The organism is Streptomyces sp. NBC_01474, assembly GCF_035918215.1.
Classification (GTDB): Bacteria; Actinomycetota; Actinomycetes; order Streptomycetales; family Streptomycetaceae; genus Streptomyces; species Streptomyces aureus.
Map to the genome: position 1 here is coordinate 7867501 of NZ_CP109449.1, position 25331 is coordinate 7892831.

Below are 25331 nucleotides of genomic sequence, written 5' to 3' on the forward strand. Positions count from 1 at the left end.
GCTGTGAGACGAGTCAGAAACCGTTGATGTAGGCGAAGGACATGCGAAAGGTCCGGCGTAGAGGGTAAGACCCCCGTAGTCGAAACATCAGCGGCTCGTTTGAGAGACACCCAAGTAGCACGGGGCCCGAGAAATCCCGTGTGAATCTGGCGGGACCACCCGCTAAGCCTAAATATTCCCTGGTGACCGATAGCGGATAGTACCGTGAGGGAATGGTGAAAAGTACCGCGGGAGCGGAGTGAAATAGTACCTGAAACCGTGTGCCTACAAGCCGTGGGAGCGTCGCGCAAGGAACTTGTTCCTTGCGTCGTGACTGCGTGCCTTTTGAAGAATGAGCCTGCGAGTTTGCGGTGCGTTGCGAGGTTAACCCGTGTGGGGAAGCCGTAGCGAAAGCGAGTCCGAATAGGGCGATTCAGTAGCGCGCTCAAGACCCGAAGCGGAGTGATCTAGCCATGGGCAGGTTGAAGCGGAGGTAAGACTTCGTGGAGGACCGAACCCACCAGGGTTGAAAACCTGGGGGATGACCTGTGGTTAGGGGTGAAAGGCCAATCAAACTCCGTGATAGCTGGTTCTCCCCGAAATGCATTTAGGTGCAGCGTCGTGTGTTTCTTGCCGGAGGTAGAGCACTGGATAGGCGATGGGCCCTACCGGGTTACTGACCTTAGCCAAACTCCGAATGCCGGTAAGTGAGAGCACGGCAGTGAGACTGTGGGGGATAAGCTCCATGGTCGAGAGGGAAACAGCCCAGAGCATCGACTAAGGCCCCTAAGCGTACGCTAAGTGGGAAAGGATGTGGAGTCGCACAGACAACCAGGAGGTTGGCTTAGAAGCAGCCACCCTTGAAAGAGTGCGTAATAGCTCACTGGTCTAGTGATTCCGCGCCGACAATGTAGCGGGGCTCAAGCGTACCGCCGAAGTCGTGTCATTGCGATATATACCCCCAACGGGGATCGTGATGGGTAGGGGAGCGTCGTGTGCCGGGTGAAGCAGCCGCGGAAGCGAGTTGTGGACGGTTCACGAGTGAGAATGCAGGCATGAGTAGCGATACACACGTGAGAAACGTGTGCGCCGATTGACTAAGGGTTCCTGGGTCAAGCTGATCTGCCCAGGGTAAGTCGGGACCTAAGGCGAGGCCGACAGGCGTAGTCGATGGATAACCGGTTGATATTCCGGTACCCGCTGTGAAGCGTCAAACATTGAATCAGGCGATGCTAAGTCCGTGAAGCCGTTCCGGACCCTTCGGGGAAAGGAAAGTGGTGGAGCCGACGGACCAGACTTGTAGTAGGTGAGTGATGGGGTGACGCAGGAAGGTAGTCCAGCCCGGGCGGTGGTTGTCCCGGGGTAAGGGTGTAGGGCGTTGTCCAGGTAAATCCGGACAGCATGTGCCTGAGACCTGATGCCGAGCCGATTGTGGTGAAGTGGATGATCCTATGCTGTCGAGAAAAGCCTCTAGCGAGTTTCATGGCGGCCCGTACCCTAAACCGACTCAGGTGGTCAGGTAGAGAATACCGAGGCGTTCGGGTGAACTATGGTTAAGGAACTCGGCAAAATGCCCCCGTAACTTCGGGAGAAGGGGGGCCATCACTGGTGAGAGGACTTGCTCCTCGAGCTGGGGGTGGCCGCAGAGACCAGCGAGAAGCGACTGTTTACTAAAAACACAGGTCCGTGCGAAGCCGTAAGGCGATGTATACGGACTGACGCCTGCCCGGTGCTGGAACGTTAAGGGGACCGGTTAGTGCACTTTCGGGTGTGCGAAGCTGAGAACTTAAGCGCCAGTAAACGGCGGTGGTAACTATAACCATCCTAAGGTAGCGAAATTCCTTGTCGGGTAAGTTCCGACCTGCACGAATGGCGTAACGACTTCTCGACTGTCTCAACCATAGGCCCGGTGAAATTGCACTACGAGTAAAGATGCTCGTTTCGCGCAGCAGGACGGAAAGACCCCGGGACCTTTACTACAGTTTGATATTGGTGTTCGGTTCGGCTTGTGTAGGATAGGTGGGAGACTTTGAACTCTGGACGCCAGTTCAGGGGGAGTCGTCGTTGAAATACCACTCTGGTCGTGCTGGATGTCTAACCTGGGTCCGTGATCCGGATCAGGGACAGTGTCTGATGGGTAGTTTAACTGGGGCGGTTGCCTCCTAAAGAGTAACGGAGGCGCCCAAAGGTTCCCTCAGCCTGGTTGGTAATCAGGTGTTGAGTGTAAGTGCACAAGGGAGCTTGACTGTGAGACCGACGGGTCGAGCAGGGACGAAAGTCGGGACTAGTGATCCGGCGGTGGCTTGTGGAAGCGCCGTCGCTCAACGGATAAAAGGTACCCCGGGGATAACAGGCTGATCTTCCCCAAGAGTCCATATCGACGGGATGGTTTGGCACCTCGATGTCGGCTCGTCGCATCCTGGGGCTGGAGTCGGTCCCAAGGGTTGGGCTGTTCGCCCATTAAAGCGGTACGCGAGCTGGGTTTAGAACGTCGTGAGACAGTTCGGTCCCTATCCGCTGCGCGCGTAGGAATATTGAGAAGGGCTGTCCCTAGTACGAGAGGACCGGGACGGACGAACCTCTGGTGTGCCAGTTGTCCTGCCAAGGGCATGGCTGGTTGGCTACGTTCGGAAAGGATAACCGCTGAAAGCATCTAAGCGGGAAGCCTGCTTCGAGATGAGTATTCCCACCCCCTTGAGGGGTTAAGGCTCCCAGTAGACGACTGGGTTGATAGGCCAGATCTGGAAGCCCGGTAACGGGTGGAGGTGACTGGTACTAATAGGCCGAGGGCTTGTCCTCAGTTGCTCGCGTCCACTGTGTTTGTTCTCAGATAACGAACAATTGTGTCGGCTGAACGGCCGCACTACTTAATTGAAGAGTGTGCTTGTTCGCTGCCTTGTTCGGGAACCCGTTTCCTTGAAACGGGACACTGATAGGGTTTCGGTGGTCATAGCGTGAGGGAAACGCCCGGTTACATTCCGAACCCGGAAGCTAAGCCTCAAAGCGCCGATGGTACTGCAGGGGGGACCCTGTGGGAGAGTAGGACGCCGCCGAACAATTTTTAGAGGACCCTTGGTCCCAGCACACACGCTGGGACCAAGGGTCCTTTTTTGTTTTGTCGAAGCGCGCCGGCTACCCGGCTGCGCGAGAATGACTGCGGTACCGAAGACAGGAGTCACCCATGTCCACCAACTCTCCCGATGAGCGACCGGATCGCGACCAGCGACGCCGGGACAGTGGTGACCGGGACCGGGGCGGATACCGAGGCGGACCGCGACGCGACAACGACCGTGGTGGCCAGGCGCCCCGCCGGGACGACCGCGGCGGCGACCGTGACCGTGGTCCCCGTCGTGACGGCGACCGCCCCGGTGGCGACCGCCCCGCCTTCCGTCGTGACGATCGCGGCGGCGACAACCGTGGTGGCGACAGCCGCGGTGGTGGGTTCCGTCGTGACGACCGTGGCGGCGACAGCCGTGGTGGTGGCGGTTACCGCCCGCGTGACGACCGTGACCGTGGTCCCCGTCGTGACGGCGACCGTCCTCCCTTCCGACGCGATGACCGCCGTGACGACAACCGGCGCGACGACCGTCGTGACAACGACCGCGGTGGCTACCGTCCCCGTGACGACCGCCGTGACGACAGCCGTGGTGGTGGGTTCCGTCGTGACGATCGCGGTGGCGACAACCGCGGTGGCGACAGCCGTGGTGGTGGCGGTTACCGCCCGCGTGACGACCGTGACCGTGGTCCCCGTCGTGACGGCGACCGCCCCGGTGGCGACCGCCCCGCCTTCCGCCGTGACGGCGACCGTCCCGCCTTCCGGCGTGATGACCGTGGTGGCGACAACCGCGGTGGCGGCTTCCGGCGTGATGACCGTGGTGGCGACAGCCGTGGTGGCGGCTTCCGGCGTGATGACCGTGGTGGCGACAGCCGTGGCGGTGGGTTCCGGCGTGATGACCGTGGTGGCGACAGCCGTGGCGGTGGGTTCCGGCGTGATGACCGTGGTGGCGACAGCCGTGGCGGTGGGTTCCGGCGTGATGACCGTGGTGGCGACAGCCGTGGCGGTGGGTTCCGGCGTGACGACCGCGGCGCCGACAGCCGTGGCGGTGGCGGTTACCGCCCGCGTGACGACCGTGACCGTGGCCCCCGTCGCGACGGCGACCGCCCTGGTGGCGACCGCCCGGCCTTCCGCCGTGACGACGACCGCGGTGGCTACCGTCCCCGTGACGACCGTCGTGATGACCGGCGTGACGACCGCCGCGATGACAACCGTGGTGGCGGCTTCCGCCGCGATGACCGCCGTGATGACCGCCGTGATGACCGCCGTGATGACCGGCGTGACGACAGCCGTGGTGGCGGTTACCGGCCGCGTGACGACCGCGACCGTGGGCCGCGCCGCGACGACCGTGGTGGACGTCCCGGCGGGTTCCGTGGGCGTGACGACCGCCGTGGCGGTGGCGGCTTCCGCGACGAGCGTGACCGCGACCGCGAGCCCATCCGTCGGCTGCCGATCCCCGAGGACGTCACCGGCGACGAGATCGACAAGGACGTACGGCAGGAGCTTCAGAGCCTGCCGAAGGGCCTGGCCGAGGACGTTGCCAAGAACCTGGTGATGGTCGCCAAGCTGATTGACGAGGACCCCGAGCAGGCCTACGAGTACTCGAAGATCGCGCTGCGGCTCGCCTCCAGGGTCGCGGCCGTGCGCGAGGCCGCCGGCTTCGCCGCGTACGCGAACCAGAAGTTCAGCGAGGCGCTCGCGGAGTTCCGCGCAGCCCGGCGCATGACCGGCAACGTCGAGCTGTGGCCCGTCATGGCGGACTGCGAGCGCGGTCTCGGGCGGCCCGAGAAGGCCCTCGACATGGCCGGTGCGCCCGAGGTGGCCAAGCTGGACAAGGCCGGGCAGGTCGAGATGCGGCTCGTGGCGGCCGGTGCCCGGCGTGACATGGACCAGCTCGACGCGGCCATCGTGACGCTGCAGGGCCCCGAGCTCGCCTCGAACTCCGTACAGCCGTGGACCGCGCGTCTGCGGTACGCGTACGCCGACGCGCTGCTCGCTGCCGGTCGTGAGGGCGAGGCGCGCGAGTGGTTCGCAAAGGCCGTCGAGTCCGACCGGGACGGCAGCACCGACGCGTCCGACCGGCTCGCCGAGATGGACGGGGTCGAGTTCGTCGACGCCTTCGAGGGCGAGTCCGACGAGGCCCCCGCTGCTGTCGCGGGGCCGAAGGCCGTCGCGGGTGACGACGACGAGCCCTGGGTCGAGGACGACGAGGACGTCGAAGAGTTCTACGACGAGGACGACGAGGAGTTCGAGTCCGAGAACGACAAGGGCTGAGCTCAGCGGCTGACTGCGGCCGTGCATGACGAGGCATGACGAACGGGCGGGATCCCAGCGATGGGGTCCCGCCCGTTCGTCGTATGCGCCTACGCGCGCGTGGCTCGCGGTCAGTCGGCGAGCGTGCGCAGCACCAGACCCGTCGCCGGTTTCGGGCCGAACGACGTCGACTTGCGGGGCATCGTCACGCCCTGCCGCGCCAGGTCGCGGACGACTTCCTCGCGGACCGGGTGCATGAGGACCGCCGTGCCGCCGTCACGTTCCGCCTTCGCGACCGTGGCGGCCGCGTCATGGATGTACGCGATGTGCTCCGGCGAGTCCTCGGGGATGCGCCAGACATGGTCCAGCAGCGTGGAGTGCAGGACGGTCGCGTCGAGCGTGCGCCAGGCCTCAGGGCGGTCGGCAGGGATCGTACGGGCCAGGAGGTCCGGGGACGGGGTGTCCGCGAGGTGGAAGGAGCCGGCGCCGGCGAGGAGGAAAGCGTTGCCGTGGGCGGCCGCTTCGGCGAGGGCGTCCAGGGCCTGTGACAGCGGGCCGGGGACTTCGCGCAGACGGAAGGAGCCGTTCAGCGCGGCCAGGGCGTCCGGGACCGGGAGGCGGTGCAGGAGGCGATGGATGGCGCGCACGCGCAGCGGATAGCGGGCCGTGTCCACGAGGAGGACGAGGCCGAAGTCCCATGGGGTGGGGGACGGTTGTTCGGAGCGCAGGCGCAGATACGTCGCCCACCGGTGGTGGCCGTCCGCGATCAGGGCCTGGTGGTGGGCGAGGTCCGCGCGGATCTCGGCCAGCTCGGCCGCGTCGGTGACCGACCACAGGCGGTGGGCGAAGCCGTCCTCCGTGGTCGTCGCGAGGAGCGGGGGGCGCTTGACCGTGCGTTCGATGACCGCGGTCGTGCCCGTCGCGTTGCCCTCGCTGCGGTAGGTGAGGAGCAGGGGTTCGAGGTTGGCGGCCGTGGCGCGCATCAGGCCCGCGCGGTCGGCGACCACGTGCGGCATGACGTCCTCGTGGGGCAGGACGACGCCTTCGGACGGCTCGGACAGGCGCAGGGCACCGATGACGCCGCGCTGGAGGTGGTCGCCGTCGCGCTGCTCGTAGACGTACAGCGCGGGGATCTCGTCGGGGGCCAGGATGCCCTCGGACAGCCAGCGGCGCAGGGTGTCGGCCGCGAGGGCGTTGCGCGTGTCCGGTGAGACGGCCTGCGGGAGGATCAGGCGGACGATGTTGTGCGGGTCCGCGGACTCCAGGTGGTGCAGGCCGTCGGGGCGGACGACCACGTCGTACGGGGGTGACGTCACGGCGGCGAGGCTGCCCACGCGCTCGGGGACGTAACGCACACCCCTGAACGGGATCAGGTCGAGGCCGTCACTGTCCGTCGGACCTGGGGGACCTGCAGTGTTCATTGCTGCATCGTATGTGTGTCAGTGGCATGAGCGATGATCGGGGGAGTGGGATCGAACGAGGAGCGATGTGTAATGAGCCAGACCGTCAGGACGCGGCCCGAAGGCAGTCGGCGGGCGCTGAACGAGGCGTACGACACGGCGCTGCTCGACCTCGACGGGGTGGTGTACGCGGGCGGTGACGCCATCGCGCACGCCCCCGAGTCGCTCGCCGTGGCGCGCGGGGCGGGCATGGGGCTCGCGTACGTCACGAACAACGCGCTGCGTACGCCGGACGCCGTGGCCGAGCATCTGGCGGAGCTGGGGATTCCGACGGACGCGGCGGACGTCATCACGTCGGCGCAGGCAGTGGCGCGCCTGATCAGTGAGCAAGTGCCGGACGGGTCACGGGTGTTGGTGATCGGCGGGGAGGGGCTGCGGGTCGCGCTGAGGGAGCGCGGGCTCGAGCCGGTGGACTCAGCCGACGACGAGCCGGTGGCGGTGGTGCAGGGATACGGCGGGCCCGACCTGGCCTGGGGGCGGTTCGCGGAGGCCTGTTACGCGATCGCGCGCGGTGTGCCGTGGTTCGCGTCCAATACGGACCTGACCATTCCGAGCGCGCGCGGCATCGCTCCGGGCAACGGCGCGGCGGTCGAGGTCGTCCGAATCGCGACGGGTGCGCAGCCACAGGTGGCAGGCAAGCCGCTGCCTCCGATGCACCGCGAGACGATCCTGCGCACCGGCGCGGAGCGGCCGTTGGTGATCGGGGACCGCCTCGACACGGACATCGAGGGCGCGTTCAACGGGGAGGTGGACTCGCTGCTCGTCCTGACCGGTGTCACCGACGGCGCGCAGCTGCTCGCCGCGCCGCCCCAGCACCGGCCCACATATGTCGACGTCGACCTGCGAGGGCTGCTCACCGGGCAGCCGGAGGTCGTGGCGCGGGGGGGCGGGTTCGCGTGCGGTGGCTGGGTCGCGACCGCGGGCGACGAGCGCCTTGAGCTGGAGGGGGACGGCGAGGCGATCGACGGGTTGAGGGCGCTGTGCGCGGCGGCCTGGACGGCGGCCGGGGACGGGACCTGCGGGCTCGACGGTGCGAAGGCGCTGGCGCGGCTGGGGGTTTGAGGCGGCGCGGGCGGGGAGGCGTACCAGCGGGTGGGGTTCTCTGCGCTTCCCCGAGCTTCTCGGTGCTCCCCAGTGCTTCCCCGAGCTTCTCTGTCGGTAGCGACCTCGAAGAGAATGGAGAGGGTAGGCTAACCTAACCCCGTGTTGGTCGACAGTCCCCCTGAACAGCGCGCGGACACCGCCGCCGCGCCCCCGAACCGCCGGGCGATACGTACGGTCGGGCTCCTCGGAGCCGTCGTCGTACTGGTCGCGCTCCTGGTCGTGAGCATCGCGATCGGGGCGAAACCCCTGTCTGTCGACCAGGTGTGGCACGGCCTGTTCGACGACACCGGGACGTTCAGCGACGTCGTGGTCGGCGAGCGGCTCGCGCGCACGCTGCTCGGGCTTCTCGCCGGTGTCGCGCTCGGGCTCTCAGGCGCGGTCCTCCAGGCGCTGACCCGTAACCCGTTGGCCGACCCAGGCCTCCTCGGCATCAACATGGGCGCCTCGGCGGCCGTCGTCACCGCCGTCAGCTTCTTCGGCGTCACCTCGCTGACGGGCTATGTGTGGTTCGCCTTCCTCGGGGCCGCGGCCGTGGGTGTTCTCGTCTACGTCCTCGGCGGGACCCGCAGCGCGACGCCGGTGCGGCTCGCACTCGCCGGGACCGCCATCAGTGCCGCGCTCTACGGCTATCTCCAGGCCGTGATGATCATGGACAACGCGGCGCTGGGCAAGATGCGCTTCTGGACGGTGGGTTCGCTCGTCTCCGCCGACATGTCGACGATCCGGCAGGTGCTGCCGTTCATCGCCGTCGGTTCGGTGCTCGCCCTCGCGCTCGCGCGGCCGCTCAACGCCATGGCGATGGGCGACGACATGGCCCGCGCCCTCGGCGCGAACCTGAACAGGACGCGTGCGCTGTCCATGGCGGCTGCCACGCTGCTGTGCGGCGCCGCGACCGCCGCCTGCGGGCCCATCGTGTTCGTCGGCCTGATGGTGCCGCACGTCGTCCGTTCCTTCACGGGCCCCGACCTGCGCTGGATTCTGCCGTTCTCCGCTGTCCTGTCACCCGTGCTGCTGCTCGGCGCGGACGTCGTCGGCCGGCTCGTGGCACGGCCCGCCGAGGTCCAGGTCGGCATCGTCACCGCGATCATCGGCGGCCCGGTCTTCATCTACCTCGTGCGCCGGCGGAAGGTCACCCAGCTGTGAAGGCGATCCGTACCCGGGGCGGGATCTCCCTGCGCCTCGACATCCGCGCGCTCGTGATCGTCCTCGTGCTGCTGTGCGCCGCGCTCGCCGCGAGCGTCGCGCTGATCGGCACCGGCGACTTCCCCATCTCCGCCACCGACGTGATCCGTACGCTGCTCGGCAACGGTGACGCGGGGCAGGAGTTCATCGTCGACGAACTGCGGCTGCCCAGGGTCCTCGTGGGCCTCCTCGTGGGCGCGGCGCTCGCGCTGGGCGGCGCGCTCTTCCAGGCCATCTCCCGTAATCCGCTGGGCAGTCCGGACATCCTGGGCCTCGGTCAGGGCTCCACGGCCGGTGCGCTCGTCATGATCGTGCTGTTCTCGGGGAGTGCCGCCCAGGTCGCGCTCGGGGCGCTCGTCGGCGGTCTGGTGACCGGGTTCGCCATCTATCTGCTCGCCTGGAAGCGTGGCGTGCACGGATACCGGCTCGTCCTGGTCGGCATCGGAATGTCCGCCGTCATGTCCGCGGTCAACGGCTATCTGCTGACGAAGGCAGACATCGTCGACGCCGCCCGCGCGACGGTCTGGATGACGGGATCGCTCGACGGCCGCGACTGGAACCAGGTCTGGCCCCTGCTCGCCCTGTGCGCCGTCCTCGTACCCGTCGTCCTCACGTACGCGCGGCCGCTGCGCATGCTGGAGATGGGCGACGACGTGGCGAACGCGCTCGGGGTGCGGGTCGAGCGGACGCGGCTCGTGCTGCTCGTGGCCGCCGTGCTGCTCACCGCCGCGGCCACCGCCGCCGCGGGACCCGTCGGATTCGTCGCGCTGACCGCCCCCCAGCTGGCCCGGCGGCTGACCCGCTCGCCCGGTCCGAACATCGCGGCGTCCATGTGCATGGGAGCGGCCCTGCTCGTCACCGCCGACTGGATCTCGCAGCGCGCCTTCGGCGCCGACCAGCTGCCCGTCGGAGTGGTCACCGGAGTCGTCGGCGGTGTCTATCTGCTGTGGCTCCTGGTCTCCGAGCGGAAGGCCGGCCGGATATGAGCGACAGGAACCCCAGCCAGAGCAACAACCGGAGGAGCACCACCGTGAACCGACTGTCCGCCGAGAACGTCACCCTGGGCTACGACCAGCGTGTGATCGCGTCGGAGCTCTCGGTCGAGATCCCCGACAACTCCTTCACCGTGATCGTCGGCCCGAACGCCTGCGGCAAGTCCACGCTGCTGCGAGCGCTGTCGCGGATGCTGAAGCCGTCGACGGGCCGGGTGCTCCTCGACGGGCAGGCCATCCAGTCGATGCCGGCGAAGAAGGTGGCGCGCACGCTGGGGCTGCTGCCCCAGTCGTCGATCGCGCCGGACGGCATCACCGTCGGCGACCTCGTCTCCCGCGGCCGCTACCCCCACCAGGGTCTGCTGCGCCAGTGGTCCAGCGACGACGAGCGGATCGTGCAGGAGTCGATGGCCTCCACCGGAGTGGCCGAACTCGCCGATCGTTTTGTCGACGAATTGTCCGGCGGTCAGCGCCAGCGCGTCTGGATCGCCATGGCGCTCGCCCAGCAGACCCCGCTGCTGCTCCTCGACGAGCCGACCACGTACCTCGACATCCAGCACCAGATCGACGTACTGGACCTCTGCGCGGAGCTGCACGAGGAGCAGGGGCGCACGCTCGTCGCGGTCCTGCACGACCTCAACCACGCGGCCCGCTACGCCACCCACCTGATCGCCCTGCGCGGCGGCGAGGTCATCGCCGAGGGAGCGCCGGGCGACATCGTCACCGCGGACCTCGTCGAGCGGCTCTTCGGGATGAAGTGCCAGGTCATCGACGATCCGGAGACCGGTACTCCGCTGGTGGTGCCGGCCGCGCGCAAGGCCAGGAAGGTCCCGGCCGGGGACGCGGAGGCGCCCGCGAAGGCGGTGGCTAGAGCAGCGTCCTGAGCCGCAGCAGATCGCGGAAGCCGGCCTCCAGCCTGATCCGGCCGGAGGCCCAGGCCTTCGCGAAGTTCAGCCTGCCGTCGACCATCGCGACCAGGTCGTCGCCGGTCATCGCGAGCCGGATCTGCGCCCGGTCGGGCGGCGGCCCGTCGACCGTGTCGACCACTTCGATCCGGCCGTTCTCGAGCCGGCCCGTGAACGTGATCCCGAGGTCCGTGACATGGCAGCTCAGCGAGCGGTCGAGCGCCGCCGCGCTGCGGACCCCGCCGTCCGCGCCCGCCAGATTGTCAGAGAGTTTGTCGAGTGCGGCACGGCACTCCTGCGTCGTCGCCATCGCGGTCGACCGTACCCCAGTGCTACGCGGTAGCGTCGTGGCATGAACGACTCTCATCCGGACCCCGACCAGGTGCCGGACCAGGCGGCCGGGGTCCCGGAGGTCTGGGACGAACCGTCGTACGAGCCCGCGGCCCCGGCTCCCCTCGGCGTCCCGCGCACCCCCACCGGCAACGCGGACGTGGACGCCGGGCTCGACCGGCTCGCCGACGTCGACCACCTCACTGCCGACGGACACATCGAGGTGTACGAGGATGTACACCGGGGCCTGCGTGACGCGCTGACCGCGCTGGACGCACGCCCCGAGCCCTCACCCTCGAACCGACACAGGAGCTGAACCGAACGTGGCAGGAGTGGCACGACGCCGCCTCGACGCCGAGCTCGTCCGCCGGAAGCTCGCCCGCTCGCGCGAACACGCGAGCCAGCTGATCGCCGCGGGGCGCGTCACGGTCGGCAGGACCACCGCGACCAAGCCCGCCACGCAGGTGGAGACCGCCGCCGCGATCGTGGTCACGCAGGACGACAACGACCCCGACTACGTCTCGCGCGGCGGCCACAAGCTCGCGGGGGCCCTCGCGGCCTTCGTGCCGCAGGGGCTCGCCGTCGAGGGGCGCCGCGCGCTCGACGCGGGGGCGTCCACGGGCGGGTTCACCGACGTACTGCTGAGGGCCGGCGTCGCCCATGTCGTCGCCGTCGACGTCGGGTACGGGCAACTTGCCTGGTCACTGCAGAGCGATGAACGCGTCACCGTCAAGGACCGTACGAACGTACGCGAGTTGACGCTGGAGGCGATCGATGGAAAACCCGTGGACCTGGTCGTCGGAGACCTGTCCTTCATCCCGCTCGGCCTGGTGCTCCCCGCCCTCGCGCGGTGCGCGGCGCCCGACGCGGACCTGGTGCTCATGGTGAAGCCGCAGTTCGAGATCGGTAAGGACCGCCTCGGCAGCGGCGGTGTCGTGCGCAGCCCGGAGCTGCGGGCCGAGACGGTGCGCACGGTGGCCCGGCAGGCGTGGGAACTCGGCCTCGGCGTAAGGGGCGTGACGGCGAGCCCGCTGCCCGGGCCGTCCGGAAACGTCGAGTACTTTCTGTGGCTCCGCGCCGGTGCTCCCGAACTCGACCCGGCGGACGTTGACCGTGCAGTGGCGGAGGGGCCGCGTTGACACAGACTCGAGCTCGAACTGTTTTCCTGCTCGCGCACACCGGGCGGCCCGCCGCCATCCGGAGTGCCGAACTCGTCGTCGAGGGGCTGCTGCGCTGCGGCATCGGCGTACGGGTCCTGGAGTCGGAGGCGGCGGACCTGCCGCTCCCGGCGTCGGTGGAGCTCGTGAAGGAGGCGACTCCGGAGTGCCTCGACGCCTGTGAGCTGCTGGTCGTCCTCGGCGGCGACGGGACTTTGCTGCGCGGCGCCGAGTTCGCCCGCGCCTCCGGAGTCCCGATGCTCGGGGTGAACCTCGGCCGCGTCGGCTTCCTCGCCGAGGCCGAGCGCGACGACCTCGACAGGGTGGTCGACCGGGTCGTCACCAAGGCGTACGAGGTCGAGGAGCGCATGACGATCGACGTCCTCGTGCACAGCAACGGCGATGTCGTGCACCGCGACTGGGCGCTCAACGAGGCCGCCGTACAGAAGATGTCGGCCGAACGGATGCTCGAGGTGGTCCTGGAGATCGACGGGCGTCCCGTCACAGGCTTCGGCTGCGACGGCATCGTGTGCGCGACGCCCACCGGCTCCACGGCCTACGCGTTCTCGGCCGGTGGTCCCGTCGTGTGGCCCGAGGTCGAGGCGCTCCTCATGGTGCCGATCAGCGCGCACGCCCTGTTCGCCAAGCCGCTGGTGACCTCGCCGGACTCGGTGCTCGCCGTCGAGGTGCAGCAGCACACCCCGCACGGCGTGCTGTGGTGCGACGGACGGCGGACCGTCGAACTGCCCGCCGGCGCGCGCGTCGAGGTGCGGCGCGGGGCGGTGCCGGTGCGGCTCGCGCGGCTGCATCACGCCTCGTTCACGGATCGGCTCGTCGCCAAGTTCGCGCTGCCCGTCTCCGGCTGGCGAGGGAAGCCCCACTAGGACATCCCGTAGGTGATCATGTCCGTACGACGGTGATCGCGCGGTGGCACATCACCGACCGCACCGGGACACCGGTCGCGAGCAGTGTCAGCAGGAGTGTGCCCGCGACCGTCCCGGCGGCCAGGGTCCACGGGACGTACGGCAGCGGCGAGCCGAAGGCCGTGTCGAGGATCGGCGCGAGCGTGGCGAGCGCGATCAGGGTGCCGATCAGCAGCGCCGTACCGGCGACGACGGCCTCCCAGGCGGCCATGGAGCGCACCTGGCCGCGCTGGGCGCCGACGACCCGCAGCAGGGCCACGTCCCGGCGCCGCTCGAACGAGATCATGGCGAGCGTGTTGGCGGCGGCTATGGCGGCGAACCCCGAGTACAGCGCCGTACCCATGTAGTCGAGCCACACTTCGCCGGTGCTGCCCGCCGAGCCCGTGCGGTGCTGTGCCGTCGTGTGCAGGGCGACCTTGGTGAGGCCGAAGCCGACGACGAGGACGAGCGGGACGAGGGCGGCCGAGAAGCGGCGGGGCTGCGAGCGGACGTTGAGCATCGCGAGCCGCGTACTCGCGCCGAAGCGGCCCACGAGCGCCGGGACCAGCCGGGCCGCGGGGCCCACGAGCCGCGGGCCGAGCAGGCCCACCCCCACGCAGAACAGGATCAGGACGAGGAACGCGCCCTGGCCCGCCTCCTCGGCGTCCTGCCGGGACAGCAGGGCCGAGAGGGAGCGCGCCCCGGCGACCGCGACCAGGCCGAGCGGCGCCCTGAGCAGGCCGAGGCGCCGCCTGCCCGCTGCCGCCTCGGACAGGGCGCGGGCGGGCCGCAGGAGCGAGAACCGCAGCGACGAGAGCAGCACGGTGACCGTCGACGTCACCACGGTCACCCCGAGGCAGACAGGCAGCGCCGCCCAGCTGAAGCGGAACGGCACCCCCGGAGGGATCAGGCCGTGCGTGACCATGCCGGAGAACCAGGCCCTGGCGAGCAGCCCGCCCGCCGCGAAGCCCGCGAGCGCCGCGGGGACGGACGCGGCCAGGGCCTGCCTCGCCACCGCGCGGCGCACCTGGCGCGGTCGGGCCCCGATGGCGCGTACGAGGGCGAGCTCTCGGTGCTGCTGCGTGACGGCCGTGCCCATCGACGAGACGACCACGAAAATCGACATGTAGATCGAACCGATGAGGAGGACGGCCGCGATGTCGCCGACGCCGTTCTCCGTGACGTGGTGGCGCGCGCCTGCCGGCAGTCCGTCGGTGCTCGTGGCGAGCAGCACCGTCGTCGACGCGCTCACCACCGTCGCCGCGAACAGCGCGGCGACCGCCGTGCCGACGAAGGCGGGCCGGTGTGCGCGCAGGGCCGCCCTGGCCAGTCCGGTACTCATGGGATCAAGCGTGCGGGCGCGCGGGGCGCGGGGCGCGGGCACCATGCGGCCGGCAGGTCGTTCCGGGCGGCGGCTGTCCCCACTCTCACGGGTGACAAGGGGTGACAACGCGCGACGGGAGGACCGGACAGAGCCACTCACGACCTGCGATTTCGGTCCGCCGGGAGGGAAGCGGGGCAGGGCCCGTCGCACACATGGCTCCGGACCTCGTAAGGTCGTGTCCGTGTTGGAGGAGATGCGGATACGGTCGCTCGGAGTCATCGACGACGCGGTGGTCGAGCTGTCACCGGGATTCACCGCCGTGACCGGCGAGACCGGTGCGGGCAAGACGATGGTGGTCACCAGCCTCGGCCTGCTGCTCGGCGGGCGCGCGGACCCCGCCCTCGTACGGATCGGCGCCAAGGCGGCGGTCGTCGAGGGCCGGATCACCGTGCCCGAGGGCACCGCGGCCGTCGTGCGCGCCCAGGAGGCGGGTGCCGAACTCGACGACGGGGCGCTGCTCATCAGCCGCACCGTCTCGGCGGAGGGGCGCTCACGGGCGCATCTCGGCGGGCGTTCGGTGCCGGTGGGCATGCTGACCGAGCTCGCCGACGAGCTCGTCGCCGTGCACGGCCAGACCGATCAGCAGGGGCTGCTCAAGCTGTCCCGGCAACGCGGCGCCCTCGACCGGTACGCGGGCGACGCGGTCGCCGTGCCGCTCACCAAGTACCAGGCCGCGTACCGCCGGCTGCGGGCCGTCAGCGCCGAGCTGGACACCATCGTCACGCGCGCGCGTGAACGCGCCCAGGAAGCAGATCTGCTGCGCTTCGGACTCGACGAGATCGCGGCCGTCGAGCCGCGCGCCGGCGAGGACGTCGAGCTGTCGGCGGAGGCCGAGCGGCTCGGTCACGCGGAGGCGCTCGCCTCCGCTGCGTCCGCCGCGCACGCCGCGCTCGCGGGCAACCCCGAGGACCCCGAGGGCGTCGACGCCACCACACTCGTGGGCGGCGCGAACCGCGCACTCGACGCCGTGCGTTCGCACGACCCGGCCCTGTCCGCGCTCGCCGACCGGATCGGCGAGATCGGCATCCTCCTGTCCGACGTGGCGGGAGAACTCGCCGGATACGCCGACGACCTGGACGCCGACCCGCTGCGGCTCGCGGCGGTCGAGGAGCGGCGGGCCGCGCTGACGCAGCTCACGCGCAAGTACGGGGCGGCCGACGAGGGTACGGCCGGGGTGCTCGCCTGGGCCGAGCAGGGCTCGGTGCGGCTGCTCGAACTCGACGGAGACGACGACCGGGTCGATGAGCTGACCGCCGAGCGGGACGGCCTCCGCAGTGAACTGGGCGTCCTGGCACAGGCGTTGACGGACTCCCGCACGGAGGCGGCGTCACGCTTCGCGGAAGCCGTCACGCAGGAGCTGGCCTCGCTCGCCATGCCCCACGCGCGCGTGTCCTTCGACATCCGGCGCACCGACGACCCGGACGGCGTTGAGCTCGACGGGCGCACCGTCGCGTACGGCCCCTCCGGTGTGGACGAGGTCGAGCTGCTGCTCGCCCCGCACCCCGGCGCCCCGCCGCGGCCGATCGCCAAGGGGGCCTCGGGCGGCGAGCTGTCCCGCGTGATGCTCGCCGTGGAGGTCGTGTTCGCCGGGACCGATCCCGTGCCCACGTATCTGTTCGACGAGGTCGACGCGGGCGTCGGCGGCAAGGCGGCCGTGGAGATCGGCAGGCGCCTCGCCAAGCTCGCCAAGTCGGCGCAGGTCGTGGTCGTCACGCACCTTCCGCAGGTGGCGGCCTTCGCCGACCGGCAGCTCCTCGTGGAGAAGACGAACGACGGGACCGTCACCCGGTCCGGTGTCACCGTCCTCGAGGGCGAGGACCGGGTCCGCGAGCTGTCCCGGATGCTGGCGGGCCAGGAGGACTCCGAGACGGCGCGCGCGCACGCGGAGGAACTGCTCGCCACCGCCCGAGCGGACGCGTAACCGCCCGTGGAGAAGCGTGTGGTGGGCCGGTTCACGGCTCTCGCGGCCGGGGCCGTCGTGGCCCGGGCCGGGTATGCGGCGCTGCGGCGGGCCAGGCCGGGTGGGTCTGCCTTGTGGGAGCGGACGAACTTGGCGGGCCGGGCGGTCGACCTGTACGCCGGGCCCGCCGTCGTGGCCGGGGCCGTCGCCGGGGCGGCCGCCGCCACCTCGGGACCCGACCGCCGGGCCGCCGTCCTGGCCGTGCTCGCCGCCGCGGCGTGCGGCGCGTACGACGACGTGGCGGGCGCCGGAGATCCGCGCAGCGGGTTCCGGGCCCATCTGTCGGCGCTGCGCGACGGCGAACTGACCAGCGGGGCCGTGAAGTTGATCGGCATCTCCGCCGCGGGGCTCGTCGCAGGCGCGCTGCTCGAGGAACGGGCCGTGGACAAGGCGCTCGCCGGTGTCGTGATCGCCGGCGCGGCGCACCTCGTGAACCTGGTGGACGTACGGCCCGGGCGGGCGGCCGCGGCGGTGCTGGTGCTCGGGGCGCCCGGACTGCTCAAGGGGGCCGTCGCCGCGGCCCCCATGGGCGCGGTCGCAGCGGTCCTGCCGGAGGATCTCGACGGGCGCACCATGATCGGCGACACCGGGGCCCACGCCCTGGGCGCGGCGCTCGGCGTCGCCGTCGTCGCCGGGAACGGGCGCGCCGGACTCCTCGCGCACGCGGCCGGGCTGGTCCTCGCAGCGGCATACGGGGACAAAGTGACCGCACTGGCCCGCGGGGCGAAGTCAGCCCGACACGCCTGAATTCACGCGTGTGAGTGATCCCGTACGACGTGTTGCCCACTCCGACACGGTCGGGACTCCAGCCCGGTGCCGGAACGCCCGTACGGGCTGGCATCCTTGGCCCAGACCGTTACGGCGCGACATCCCCGAGCGTCCCGCACCGACCGACCCAGGAGCCCCGGCCACGTGAGTCACGTGAGCAGCCAGCCAGCGCACGGCCAGTCGTCGTTGCGCACCGTGCAAGTGCTGGGCGGCGGCAGCGCCGGAAGCAGCACGCACGTCAGGTCGCTGGCCGCCGGGCTCGTCGCCAGGGGAGTGCGCGTCACCGTCTGCGCCCCCACCGAGGTCGCGCATGTCTACGGCTTCGCGGACGTCGGCGCCCAGCATGTCACCGTGCCCCGCAGCAGCGACCCCGGATCCGTCGCGGCGCTCCGGCTCGCCTGCGCCGACGCAGACCTCGTCCACGCGCACGGGCTGCACGCCGGGCTCCGGGCGTCCCTCGCGCTCAGCGGCCGGACCACACCCCTCGTCGTCACCTGGCACACCCGCTCCCACGCCGAGGGCGCCCGCGCCCACCTGCTGCGGCTGCTCGAACGGCGCGTCGCGAGGGCCGCGTCCGTGGTCCTGGGCACGTCCTCGGACCTCGTCGAGCGAGCGCGTGTCCGTGGTGCCCGTGACGCCCGGCTGGCCGCGGTCGCCTTCCCGGCGCCGTCCCGCCCCGGCTCGTCGGAAGCCGCGCCGGTGCCCGGCCCCGAGGGACCCGAGGACCCGGAGCGTCTGCAGCACAAGGCGCGGGCCGAACTCGGCGCTGTGGACCGGCCGTTGCTGATGGCCGTCGGCAGCCTCGTGAAGCACCGCGGCTACGGGACACTGCTGGACGCCGCGCGCACCTGGAGCCACCTCGACCCCGTGCCGCTCCTCGTCATCGCGGGCGAGGGGCCGGAGCGGGGCGCGCTCCAGCGCCGGATCGAGAGCGAGCAGCTGCCCGTACGGCTCGTTGGGCGCCGGGACGACGTCTCCGAACTGCTCGCTGCCGCCGATGTGGCTCTGCTGGCCAGCAGTTGGGAGTCCCGCTCGGTCCTCGCGCAGGAGGCGCTCCACGCACGCGTACCGCTCGTCGCCACCGACGTCGGCGGTATCCCCGAACTCGTGGGCGACGCGGCGGAGCTCGTCCCCTACGGCGACGCGCGCGCCCTCTCCGACACCGTCGTCCGCCTCCTGGCCGACCCCGCGCGCCGCGACCGACTCAAGGAGCGCGGCACGCTGCAGGCGGCGTCGTGGCCGACGGAGGACGAGACGGTGGCCCAAGTGCTCAGCGTCTACGACGAGTTGACGGGGGCCCGGCCGCCGGGCTGACCTGACCAAGGTCTGACGGCGCGCTCACCCCACATGCCTGCGCGCCCGCAGCGCCAGGCTCAACGCGAGTACCGTCTGCGGGTCGTCCAGGTCAGTTCCGAGCAACTCCCCTATGCGGGCAAGGCGGTTGTAGAGCGTCTGACGGTTCAGGTGGAGTTCGCGGGCCGTCTCCGCCTTGCGGCCCGCGTGCGCCAGATACGTCTGGAGCGTGGGAAGGAGCGGGGGCTTGGCGCGGCGGTCGTGGGCCTGGAGAGGGCCGATCGCACGCTCCACGAACGCCGCCAGGTCCGGATGGTCCCGCAACCGCCACAGCAGCAGGTCGATGTCGAGGCGCCGCGCGTCGTACCAGGGCCGGTCCGACAGACCCTGCGCCGCCGTGGCCGTCTCGGCCGCGTGCCGCAGGCCGGCCGCGGCCGCGGCCCAGCCGCCCGCGCCGCCGACCACGACGACCGGCGGCTGCGTCCCGGCGCGCAGCATGCCCGCCCGCTCGACCCCCGCCCGCAGCGCCGCCGCCACCCGGTCCGCGACCGCCGTGCGCTCCGAGTCCGACCGCAGCCCGAGCAGCAGGGGGACGCGCCCCTCGACGGGCCGTACGCCGAGCAGGACCGGAACCCCGACCGCGGCAAGCTCCTCGGCGACCGCCCGGGCGAGCACCGCCCAGCCGCCGCCGGGGGAGAGGCCCACCGAGCCCACCGACGCCTCGGGCAGCCGCATCACGACCGGCAGCAGCGGCCCCTGGCCGCCCGGCTTGAACCCGAGGACGCGCGCCTGCGCCGGGGCGTCGTCCGGTGTGATCCGGCCCTCCGCGAGATCCGTGAGGAAGTCACCGCGGCCGCGCGCCGCCAGCTCCTCCTCCTGGCGGGCCTGCATCAGGACGACGGCGAGGCTGCTCGCCGCCCGTTCCGCCGCGATGCGGTGCACGGGCGCCAGTGGGGCCGCGACCGGCAGCAGGACGAGACGCGCCCGCACGGACCCGGTGCCGGGCCCGCCGCCCGGCACGTCGACGAGCACGGCCCCGGCCGGCGGCTCGTCCCGGTCGGCGGGCTTGCCGCGCATCCCCTCCCACACCTGGAGCGGGTCGGCGACCTCGGGCTCGCCCCCGGCCGCGTACAGGAGCTGCCCGTCGGCCGTCTCCAGGAACACCGGGTTGCCGCTGAACTCCGCGAGAATACGCAGGACTTGGGGCACTCCGCCGCCGCCGAGCAGGGCCTCCGTGCAGCGCCGGTGCACCTCCTCTGCGCGCTGGAGCAGCGCGTAGTGCCCGTTGACGATCTCGGTGTGGACCTCCTCGGTGACCGTCACGAACGGCACCTCACGGTGCAGCTGCACCAGCGGGAGGCCGGCCGCGCGCGCGGTCTCCACCAGCGCGGCGGGGAGCCGCGCGAAGCGCTGGCCCAGCTCGATGACGAGCGCGGAGATGCCGCGGTCGGCGAGCTTGCGGACGAAGGCCCGCTGCTCGGCGGGGCGCGTACCGATGCCGAACCCGGTCGTCAGGAGCAGCTCGCCGCCCTTGAGGAGCGAGGCGATGTTGGGCACCTCGCCCGCGTGCACCCAGCGCACGGTGCGCTGCAGCCGGTCCCCGCCCGCCACCACTTCCGGGAGCCCGCTGCGCAGACCTGGCAGTTCCAGGGCCCGCTGCACGGTGATGCCGCCCTGGGTGCCGGGCGTGCTGCTGTGGGGGGCCTGAGTGTCCATGGTGCGGACGCTACCTGCGAGCACGTTCCGGGAAAACCTCCGGCCGTCAGGCAGGACGTGGCTGACGCCGCCGGCGGCGCGTCCCGCAGGGGGACGCGCCGCCGGAATGATGATCAGGAAGCCGCGCTAGCCGCCGTACGCCCCCGAGGCCGTCAGCCGCAGGGCCGTGTCGATCAGCGGAACGTGACTGAACGCCTGCGGGAAGTTGCCGACCTGGCGCTGCAGACGCGAGTCCCACTCCTCCGCGAGCAGCCCCAGGTCGTTGCGCAGCGACAGGAGCTTCTCGAAGAGCGTGCGGGCCTCGTCCACGCGGCCGATCATCGCGAGGTCGTCGGCCATCCAGAACGAGCAGGCGAGGAACGCGCCCTCGTCGCCCTCCAGGCCGTCGACGCCCGCGTCCTCGCCCGTCGTCGGGTAACGCAGAATGAACCCGTCCGGCGTCGAGAGCTCCCGCTGGATCGCCTCGATCGTGCCGATGACGCGCTTGTCGTCGGGCGGCAGGAAGCCCATCTGCGGGATCAGGAGCAGCGAGGCGTCCAGCTCCTTCGAGCCGTACGACTGCGTGAACGTGTTGCGCTCCTTGTCGTAGCCCCGCTCGCACACGTCCCGGTGGATGTCGTCGCGCAGTTCGCGCCACTTCTCCAGCGGCCCGTCCGCGTCACCCGACTCGATGAGCTTGATCGTGCGGTCCACGGCGACCCACGCCATCACCTTCGAGTGAACGAAGTGCCGCCGCGGCCCGCGCACCTCCCAGATGCCCTCGTCCGGCTCGTCCCAGTGCTTCTCCAGGTAGCGGATCAGCTTGAGCTGGAGCAGGGACGCGTAGTCGTTGCGGGTCAGGCCCGTCATATGTGCCAGGTGCAGCGCCTCGGTGACCTCGCCGTACACGTCGAGCTGGAGCTGGTGCGCCGCGCCGTTGCCGACCCGCACCGGCGCCGAGTTCTCGTAGCCGGGCAGCCAGTCGAGCTCTGCCTCGCCGAGCTCACGCTCGCCCGCGATCCCGTACATGATCTGCAGGTTCTCGGGGTCGCCGGCGACCGCGCGAAGCAGCCAGTCCCGCCAGGCACGGGCCTCCTCGCGGTAGCCGGTGCGCAGCATGGACGACAGGGTGATCGCCGCGTCGCGCAGCCAGGTGTAGCGGTAGTCCCAGTTGCGGACACCGCCGATCTCCTCCGGCAGCGACGTCGTCGGCGCGGCGACGATGCCGCCGGTCGGCGCGTACGTCAGGGCCTTGAGCGTGATCAGCGAACGGACCACGGCCTCGCGGTAGGGCCCGTGGTACGTACAGTGCTCGACCCACTCGCCCCAGAACTCCTCCGTCGCCTCCAAAGACCCCTCCGGGTCGGGAAGGGCCGGCGGCTTCAGGTGCGAGGGCTGCCACGAGAGGGTGAACGCGATCCGGTCGCCCGGCGCCACCGTGAAGTCCGAGTAGGTCGTCAGGTCCTTGCCGTACGTCTCCGCGGTCGAGTCGAGCCACACGGAGTCGGGGCCCGCGACCGCGACCGTGCGGCTGTCGACCTTGTGCACCCACGGCACGATCCGCCCGTAGGAGAAACGCATGCGCAGTGCCGAGCGCATCGGGACGCGGCCGCTGATGCCCTCCACGATCCGGATCAGCTGCGGCGCGCCGTCACGCGGCGGCATGAAATCGGTCACGCGGACCGTGCCGCGGGGGGTGTCCCACTCGGATTCGAGGATCAGGGAATCGCCGCGGTACGTCCGGCGCGCCGCGGTCGGCGGCTCGGCCTCCGGCGCGTGCGCCGGTCCCAGCCGCCAGAAGCCGTGTTCCTCGGTGCCGAGCAGGCCGGCGAAAATGGCATGCGAGTCGAAGCGTGGGAGGCACAGCCAGTCGACTGTTCCGTCCCGGCAGACCAGGGCTGCGGTCTGCATGTCTCCGATGAGTGCGTAGTCCTCGATGCGCCCGGCCACGTGCATCTCCAGTCGAACGGCCACGTACGCCCCCGGAAGGGCGATCGCTCTGCGGTCTCTGCGGTCAAGGGTTCGTGTTGGTGCGTCGTCGTGAGAAACGAACTGACGAGCTCTTGTTCCGGGAGTAACGGGCGGGGGTAGTGCCGTTTGCCGGCCTGGCTCGGCAGCGAGTGTCCGAGCAGGATACGACGCAGCGCAGTGATCCGCGCGCCGGTCCCGGCAACGAAGGTGGGCCGAAAGGGTGAGCGGCGGGTGAGGTTTCGGTGATGCTGTGGTGACGCATGTGCGGAGCGTGGCCGGAAGCAGCCTCGCCCACTCGCTGTTACCCTGGTAGCCCGTGGACCGGTGCGCTTCTGCAAGCAGTCGAAGCCCCCGAACCCGCAGCGACGGCACCCCCGGAAATCTCCGGACCAGGCAAGCCGGTACGCATTCCAGACCGCGACCACGGGAGCCCCCTCTTGGCCATGACGCCCAAATCCACGACGACCAAGCACATCTTCGTCACCGGGGGTGTCGCCTCCTCCCTCGGCAAGGGCCTGACGGCCTCCAGCCTGGGTGCGCTCCTCAAGGCGCGTGGTCTGCGGGTCACGATGCAGAAGCTCGACCCGTACCTGAACGTCGACCCCGGCACGATGAACCCGTTCCAGCACGGTGAGGTGTTCGTCACCAACGACGGCGCCGAGACCGACCTGGACATCGGCCACTACGAGCGCTTCCTCGACGTGGATCTGGACGGCACGGCCAACGTCACCACCGGCCAGGTCTACTCCCAGGTGATCGCCAAGGAGCGGCGCGGCGAGTACCTCGGTGACACCGTCCAGGTCATCCCGCACATCACGAACGAGATCAAGCACCGCATCCGGCGCATGGCCACGGACGACGTCGACGTCGTCATCACCGAGGTCGGCGGCACGGTCGGCGACATCGAGTCCCTGCCGTTCCTGGAGACCGTCCGCCAGGTCCGCCACGAGGTCGGCCGCGACAACGTCTTCGTCGTGCACATCTCGCTGCTGCCCTACATCGGCCCCTCCGGCGAGCTCAAGACCAAGCCGACCCAGCACTCGGTCGCCGCCCTGCGCAACATCGGTATCCAGCCGGACGCGATCGTCCTGCGCGCCGACCGCGAGGTGCCCACCGCGATCAAGCGCAAGATCTCCCTGATGTGCGACGTCGACGAGGCGGCCGTCGTCGCGGCCATCGACGCCCCGTCGATCTACGACATCCCGAAGGTCCTGCACACCGAGGGCCTGGACGCCTACGTCGTTCGCAAGCTGGACCTGCCGTTCCGCGACGTGGACTGGACGACCTGGGACGACCTGCTCGACCGCGTCCACAACCCCGACCACGAGATCGTCATGGCGCTCGTCGGCAAGTACATCGACCTGCCCGACGCCTACCTGTCGGTGACCGAGGCGCTGCGCGCCGGCGGCTTCGCCAACAAGGCCCGCGTCAAGATCAAGTGGGTCGCGTCCGACGACTGCAAGACCGCGGCCGGCGCCAAGAAGCAGCTCGGTGACGTGGACGCGATCTGCATCCCCGGCGGCTTCGGCGACCGCGGCGTGTCCGGCAAGGTCGGCGCGATCCAGTTCGCCCGCGAGAACAAGATCCCGCTGCTCGGCCTCTGCCTCGGCCTGCAGTGCATCGTGATCGAGGCCGCGCGGAACCTGGCCGACATCCCCGACGCGAACTCCACCGAGTTCGACGCCGCCACCGCGCACCCGGTCATCTCCACGATGGCCGAGCAGCTCGACATCGTCGCAGGTGAGGGCGACATGGGCGGCACCATGCGTCTGGGCATGTACCCGGCGAAGCTCGCCGAGGGCTCCATCGCGCGCGAGGTGTACGACGGCAAGGAGTACGTCGAGGAGCGCCACCGTCACCGCTACGAGGTGAACAACTCCTACCGCGCCGAGCTGGAGAAGAAGGCCGGTCTGCAGTTCTCCGGCACGTCGCCGGACGGCAAGCTCGTGGAGTACGTGGAGTACCCGCGTGAGGTGCACCCTTACCTGGTCGCGACCCAGGCGCACCCCGAGCTCCGCTCCCGCCCGACCCGCCCGCACCCGCTCTTCGCGGGCCTGGTGAAGGCGGCCGTCGAGCGCAAGACCGGCGCCGCGGCGAACGGCAAGAAGGCCAAGTAAGCCGTGTAGGACATGGGTTGTACGGTTGCCGGGGTACGTGCCTTTTGGGGTACGTGCCCCGGTTTCTGTTGCCCCGGTTTCTTTTTATGTGCGTAGGAGGACCTGTCGACATGACGACGATCAAGGACACCGCCGAGGAGTGGGAGGTCCGGGCGACCGAGACCCCGTTCGTCGGGAACAAGACCTCTGTGCGCACCGACGACGTGGTCATGCCCGACGGCTCGGTCGTCCGCCGCGACTACCAGGTCCACCCCGGCTCCGTCGCCGTCCTCGCCCTCGACGACCAGGGCCGCGTCCTGATCCTCAAGCAATACCGCCACCCCGTGCGGCACAAGCTCTGGGAGATTCCGGCCGGACTCCTCGACATCCCCGGCGAGAACCCGCTGCACGCGGCTCAGCGCGAGCTCTACGAGGAGGCGCACGTCAAGGCGGAGGACTGGCGCGTCCTCACCGACGTCTACACGACGCCCGGCGGCTGCTCCGAGGCCGTCCGCGTCTTCCTGGCCCGCGACCTGTCCGAGGCGGAGGGTGAGCGCTTCGAGGTGGAGGACGAGGAGGCCGACATGGAGCTGGCCCGCGTCCCCCTGGGGGAGCTCGTACGCGGTGTGCTGGCCGGCGAGCTGCACAACAATTGCCTGGTGGTGGGGGCGCTCGCGCTGACCGCCGTGCGGGCCGGTGACGGCGTGGAGTCGCTCCGGCCGGCCGAGGCGCCCTGGCCCGCCCGGCCGTTCGAGGCGTAGGTACGGGCTGTGCACCGGAGGGGCTGATTCCGATCGGCCCCTCCGGTCACACCATCGGCTGATCCGATTGAGGGACACCTCCGC

19 protein-coding genes and 2 rRNA genes (1 of these 21 running past the window's edge) are annotated in these 25331 nt (G+C 70.3%); 16 read left to right on the plus strand and 5 right to left on the minus strand.

All coding sequences use genetic code 11. The features are described 5' to 3' along the window. From OG758_RS35895 to OG758_RS35910, 4 genes are all read left to right on the plus strand, one after another. Positions 1–2778, plus strand: a 23S ribosomal RNA gene (locus tag OG758_RS35895) (it extends 345 nt beyond the left edge of the window). Positions 2779–2918: 140 nt separating this feature from the next. Then, positions 2919–3035, plus strand: a 5S ribosomal RNA gene (rrf, locus tag OG758_RS35900). Between the two features lie 144 nt (positions 3036–3179). Beyond that, on the plus strand, positions 3180–4589 hold the full coding sequence (locus OG758_RS35905; protein ID WP_326716302.1) for a hypothetical protein: 1410 nt from the start codon (positions 3180–3182) through the stop codon (positions 4587–4589). After that, positions 4481–5308: a hypothetical protein gene (locus OG758_RS35910; RefSeq protein WP_326716148.1), complete on the plus strand. Its 828-nt coding sequence runs from the start codon at positions 4481–4483 to the stop codon at positions 5306–5308. The genes OG758_RS35905 and OG758_RS35910 overlap by 109 nt, the downstream gene beginning before the upstream one ends. 110 nt (positions 5309–5418) lie before the next feature. Here OG758_RS35910 and OG758_RS35915 read toward each other — a convergent pair whose 3' ends face one another. Next, on the minus strand, positions 5419–6708 hold the full coding sequence (locus tag OG758_RS35915; RefSeq protein WP_326713709.1) for a DUF1015 domain-containing protein: 1290 nt from the start codon (positions 6706–6708) through the stop codon (positions 5419–5421). 72 nt (positions 6709–6780) lie between these two features. Between OG758_RS35915 and OG758_RS35920 the strand changes: the two genes are divergently transcribed. The 4 genes from OG758_RS35920 (at position 6781) to OG758_RS35935 (ending at position 10909) form a co-directional block, all read left to right on the plus strand. Further along, complete coding sequence (locus tag OG758_RS35920; protein ID WP_326713710.1) at positions 6781–7809, plus strand: HAD hydrolase-like protein; 1029 nt, start codon at positions 6781–6783, stop codon at positions 7807–7809. Between the two features lie 141 nt (positions 7810–7950). After that, complete coding sequence (locus OG758_RS35925) at positions 7951–8994, plus strand: FecCD family ABC transporter permease (RefSeq protein WP_326713711.1); 1044 nt, start codon at positions 7951–7953, stop codon at positions 8992–8994. Beyond that, positions 8991–10019, plus strand: coding sequence for a FecCD family ABC transporter permease (locus OG758_RS35930; protein WP_326713712.1), 1029 nt, complete (start codon positions 8991–8993; stop codon positions 10017–10019). The genes OG758_RS35925 and OG758_RS35930 overlap by 4 nt, the downstream gene beginning before the upstream one ends. After that, positions 10016–10909: an ABC transporter ATP-binding protein gene (locus tag OG758_RS35935; RefSeq protein ID WP_326713713.1), complete on the plus strand. Its 894-nt coding sequence runs from the start codon at positions 10016–10018 to the stop codon at positions 10907–10909. The genes OG758_RS35930 and OG758_RS35935 overlap by 4 nt, the downstream gene beginning before the upstream one ends. Here OG758_RS35935 and OG758_RS35940 read toward each other — a convergent pair. After that, on the minus strand, positions 10893–11240 hold the full coding sequence (locus OG758_RS35940) for an SCP2 sterol-binding domain-containing protein (RefSeq protein ID WP_116502879.1): 348 nt from the start codon (positions 11238–11240) through the stop codon (positions 10893–10895). The two genes, OG758_RS35935 and OG758_RS35940, sit on opposite strands and share 17 nt — an antisense overlap. A 42-nt stretch (positions 11241–11282) precedes the next feature. On the opposite strand from OG758_RS35940, the gene OG758_RS35945 reads away from it, so the two are divergent. Genes OG758_RS35945 through OG758_RS35955 form a run of 3 tightly spaced genes read left to right on the plus strand, consistent with a single transcriptional unit; the run spans position 11283 to position 13301 of the window. Further along, positions 11283–11576 (plus strand): hypothetical protein, encoded by a 294-nt coding sequence (locus tag OG758_RS35945; RefSeq protein WP_326713714.1) that lies wholly within the window; start codon positions 11283–11285, stop codon positions 11574–11576. 7 nt (positions 11577–11583) lie between these two features. Further along, on the plus strand, positions 11584–12399 hold the full coding sequence (locus tag OG758_RS35950; protein WP_227293933.1) for a TlyA family RNA methyltransferase: 816 nt from the start codon (positions 11584–11586) through the stop codon (positions 12397–12399). Beyond that, the gene (locus OG758_RS35955; RefSeq protein ID WP_227293932.1) at positions 12396–13301 is read left to right on the plus strand and encodes an NAD kinase; all 906 of its coding nucleotides are present in this window, start codon (positions 12396–12398) and stop codon (positions 13299–13301) included. The genes OG758_RS35950 and OG758_RS35955 overlap by 4 nt, the downstream gene beginning before the upstream one ends. Before the next feature lie 16 nt (positions 13302–13317). On the opposite strand, the gene OG758_RS35960 is transcribed toward OG758_RS35955, so the two are convergent. Continuing rightward, positions 13318–14661: an FtsX-like permease family protein gene (locus OG758_RS35960; RefSeq protein WP_326713715.1), complete on the minus strand. Its 1344-nt coding sequence runs from the start codon at positions 14659–14661 to the stop codon at positions 13318–13320. Positions 14662–14896: 235 nt separating this feature from the next. Here OG758_RS35960 and recN point away from each other — a divergent pair, with 235 nt between their 5' ends. The 3 genes from recN (at position 14897) to OG758_RS35975 (ending at position 18745) form a co-directional block, all read left to right on the plus strand. Further along, positions 14897–16624, plus strand: coding sequence for a DNA repair protein RecN (gene recN / locus OG758_RS35965; RefSeq protein ID WP_326716149.1), 1728 nt, complete (start codon positions 14897–14899; stop codon positions 16622–16624). 6 nt (positions 16625–16630) lie between these two features. Continuing rightward, positions 16631–17410: a hypothetical protein gene (locus OG758_RS35970; protein WP_326713716.1), complete on the plus strand. Its 780-nt coding sequence runs from the start codon at positions 16631–16633 to the stop codon at positions 17408–17410. 165 nt (positions 17411–17575) lie between these two features. Then, positions 17576–18745: a glycosyltransferase family 4 protein gene (locus tag OG758_RS35975; RefSeq protein WP_326713717.1), complete on the plus strand. Its 1170-nt coding sequence runs from the start codon at positions 17576–17578 to the stop codon at positions 18743–18745. A 24-nt stretch (positions 18746–18769) separates the two neighbouring features. On the opposite strand, the gene OG758_RS35980 is transcribed toward OG758_RS35975, so the two are convergent. Next, the gene (locus tag OG758_RS35980) at positions 18770–20440 is read right to left on the minus strand and encodes a PucR family transcriptional regulator (RefSeq protein ID WP_326713718.1); all 1671 of its coding nucleotides are present in this window, start codon (positions 20438–20440) and stop codon (positions 18770–18772) included. 126 nt (positions 20441–20566) lie between these two features. Next, a complete protein-coding gene (locus OG758_RS35985; RefSeq protein ID WP_326716150.1) occupies positions 20567–22375 on the minus strand; it encodes a glycoside hydrolase family 15 protein in 1809 nt (602 codons plus the stop codon). A 458-nt stretch (positions 22376–22833) separates the two neighbouring features. On the opposite strand from OG758_RS35985, the gene OG758_RS35990 reads away from it, so the two are divergent. Continuing rightward, on the plus strand, positions 22834–24507 hold the full coding sequence (locus OG758_RS35990) for a CTP synthase (RefSeq protein ID WP_116502888.1): 1674 nt from the start codon (positions 22834–22836) through the stop codon (positions 24505–24507). Between the two features lie 110 nt (positions 24508–24617). Next, complete coding sequence (locus OG758_RS35995; protein ID WP_326713719.1) at positions 24618–25247, plus strand: NUDIX hydrolase; 630 nt, start codon at positions 24618–24620, stop codon at positions 25245–25247. Positions 25248–25331: the final 84 nt, after the last annotated feature.

Excerpts from the sequence above, each read along its gene's own strand:
- OG758_RS35995 (WP_326713719.1), top strand. The coding sequence starts at position 24,618 with ATGACGACGATCAAGGACACCGCCGAGGAGTGGGAGGTCCGGGCGACC.
- OG758_RS35905 (WP_326716302.1), top strand. The coding sequence starts at position 3,180 with ATGAGCGACCGGATCGCGACCAGCGACGCCGGGACAGTGGTGACCGGG.
- OG758_RS35935 (WP_326713713.1), top strand. The coding sequence starts at position 10,016 with ATGAGCGACAGGAACCCCAGCCAGAGCAACAACCGGAGGAGCACCACC.
- OG758_RS35945 (WP_326713714.1), top strand. The coding sequence starts at position 11,283 with ATGAACGACTCTCATCCGGACCCCGACCAGGTGCCGGACCAGGCGGCC.
- OG758_RS35985 (WP_326716150.1), bottom strand. The coding sequence starts at position 22,375 with ATGCACGTGGCCGGGCGCATCGAGGACTACGCACTCATCGGAGACATG.
- OG758_RS35915 (WP_326713709.1), bottom strand. The coding sequence starts at position 6,708 with ATGAACACTGCAGGTCCCCCAGGTCCGACGGACAGTGACGGCCTCGAC.
- OG758_RS35940 (WP_116502879.1), bottom strand. The coding sequence starts at position 11,240 with ATGGCGACGACGCAGGAGTGCCGTGCCGCACTCGACAAACTCTCTGAC.
- OG758_RS35980 (WP_326713718.1), bottom strand. The coding sequence starts at position 20,440 with ATGGACACTCAGGCCCCCCACAGCAGCACGCCCGGCACCCAGGGCGGC.
- OG758_RS35920 (WP_326713710.1), top strand. The coding sequence starts at position 6,781 with ATGAGCCAGACCGTCAGGACGCGGCCCGAAGGCAGTCGGCGGGCGCTG.
- OG758_RS35990 (WP_116502888.1), top strand. The coding sequence starts at position 22,834 with ATGACGCCCAAATCCACGACGACCAAGCACATCTTCGTCACCGGGGGT.
- OG758_RS35960 (WP_326713715.1), bottom strand. The coding sequence starts at position 14,661 with ATGAGTACCGGACTGGCCAGGGCGGCCCTGCGCGCACACCGGCCCGCC.
- recN (WP_326716149.1), top strand. The coding sequence starts at position 14,897 with ATGCGGATACGGTCGCTCGGAGTCATCGACGACGCGGTGGTCGAGCTG.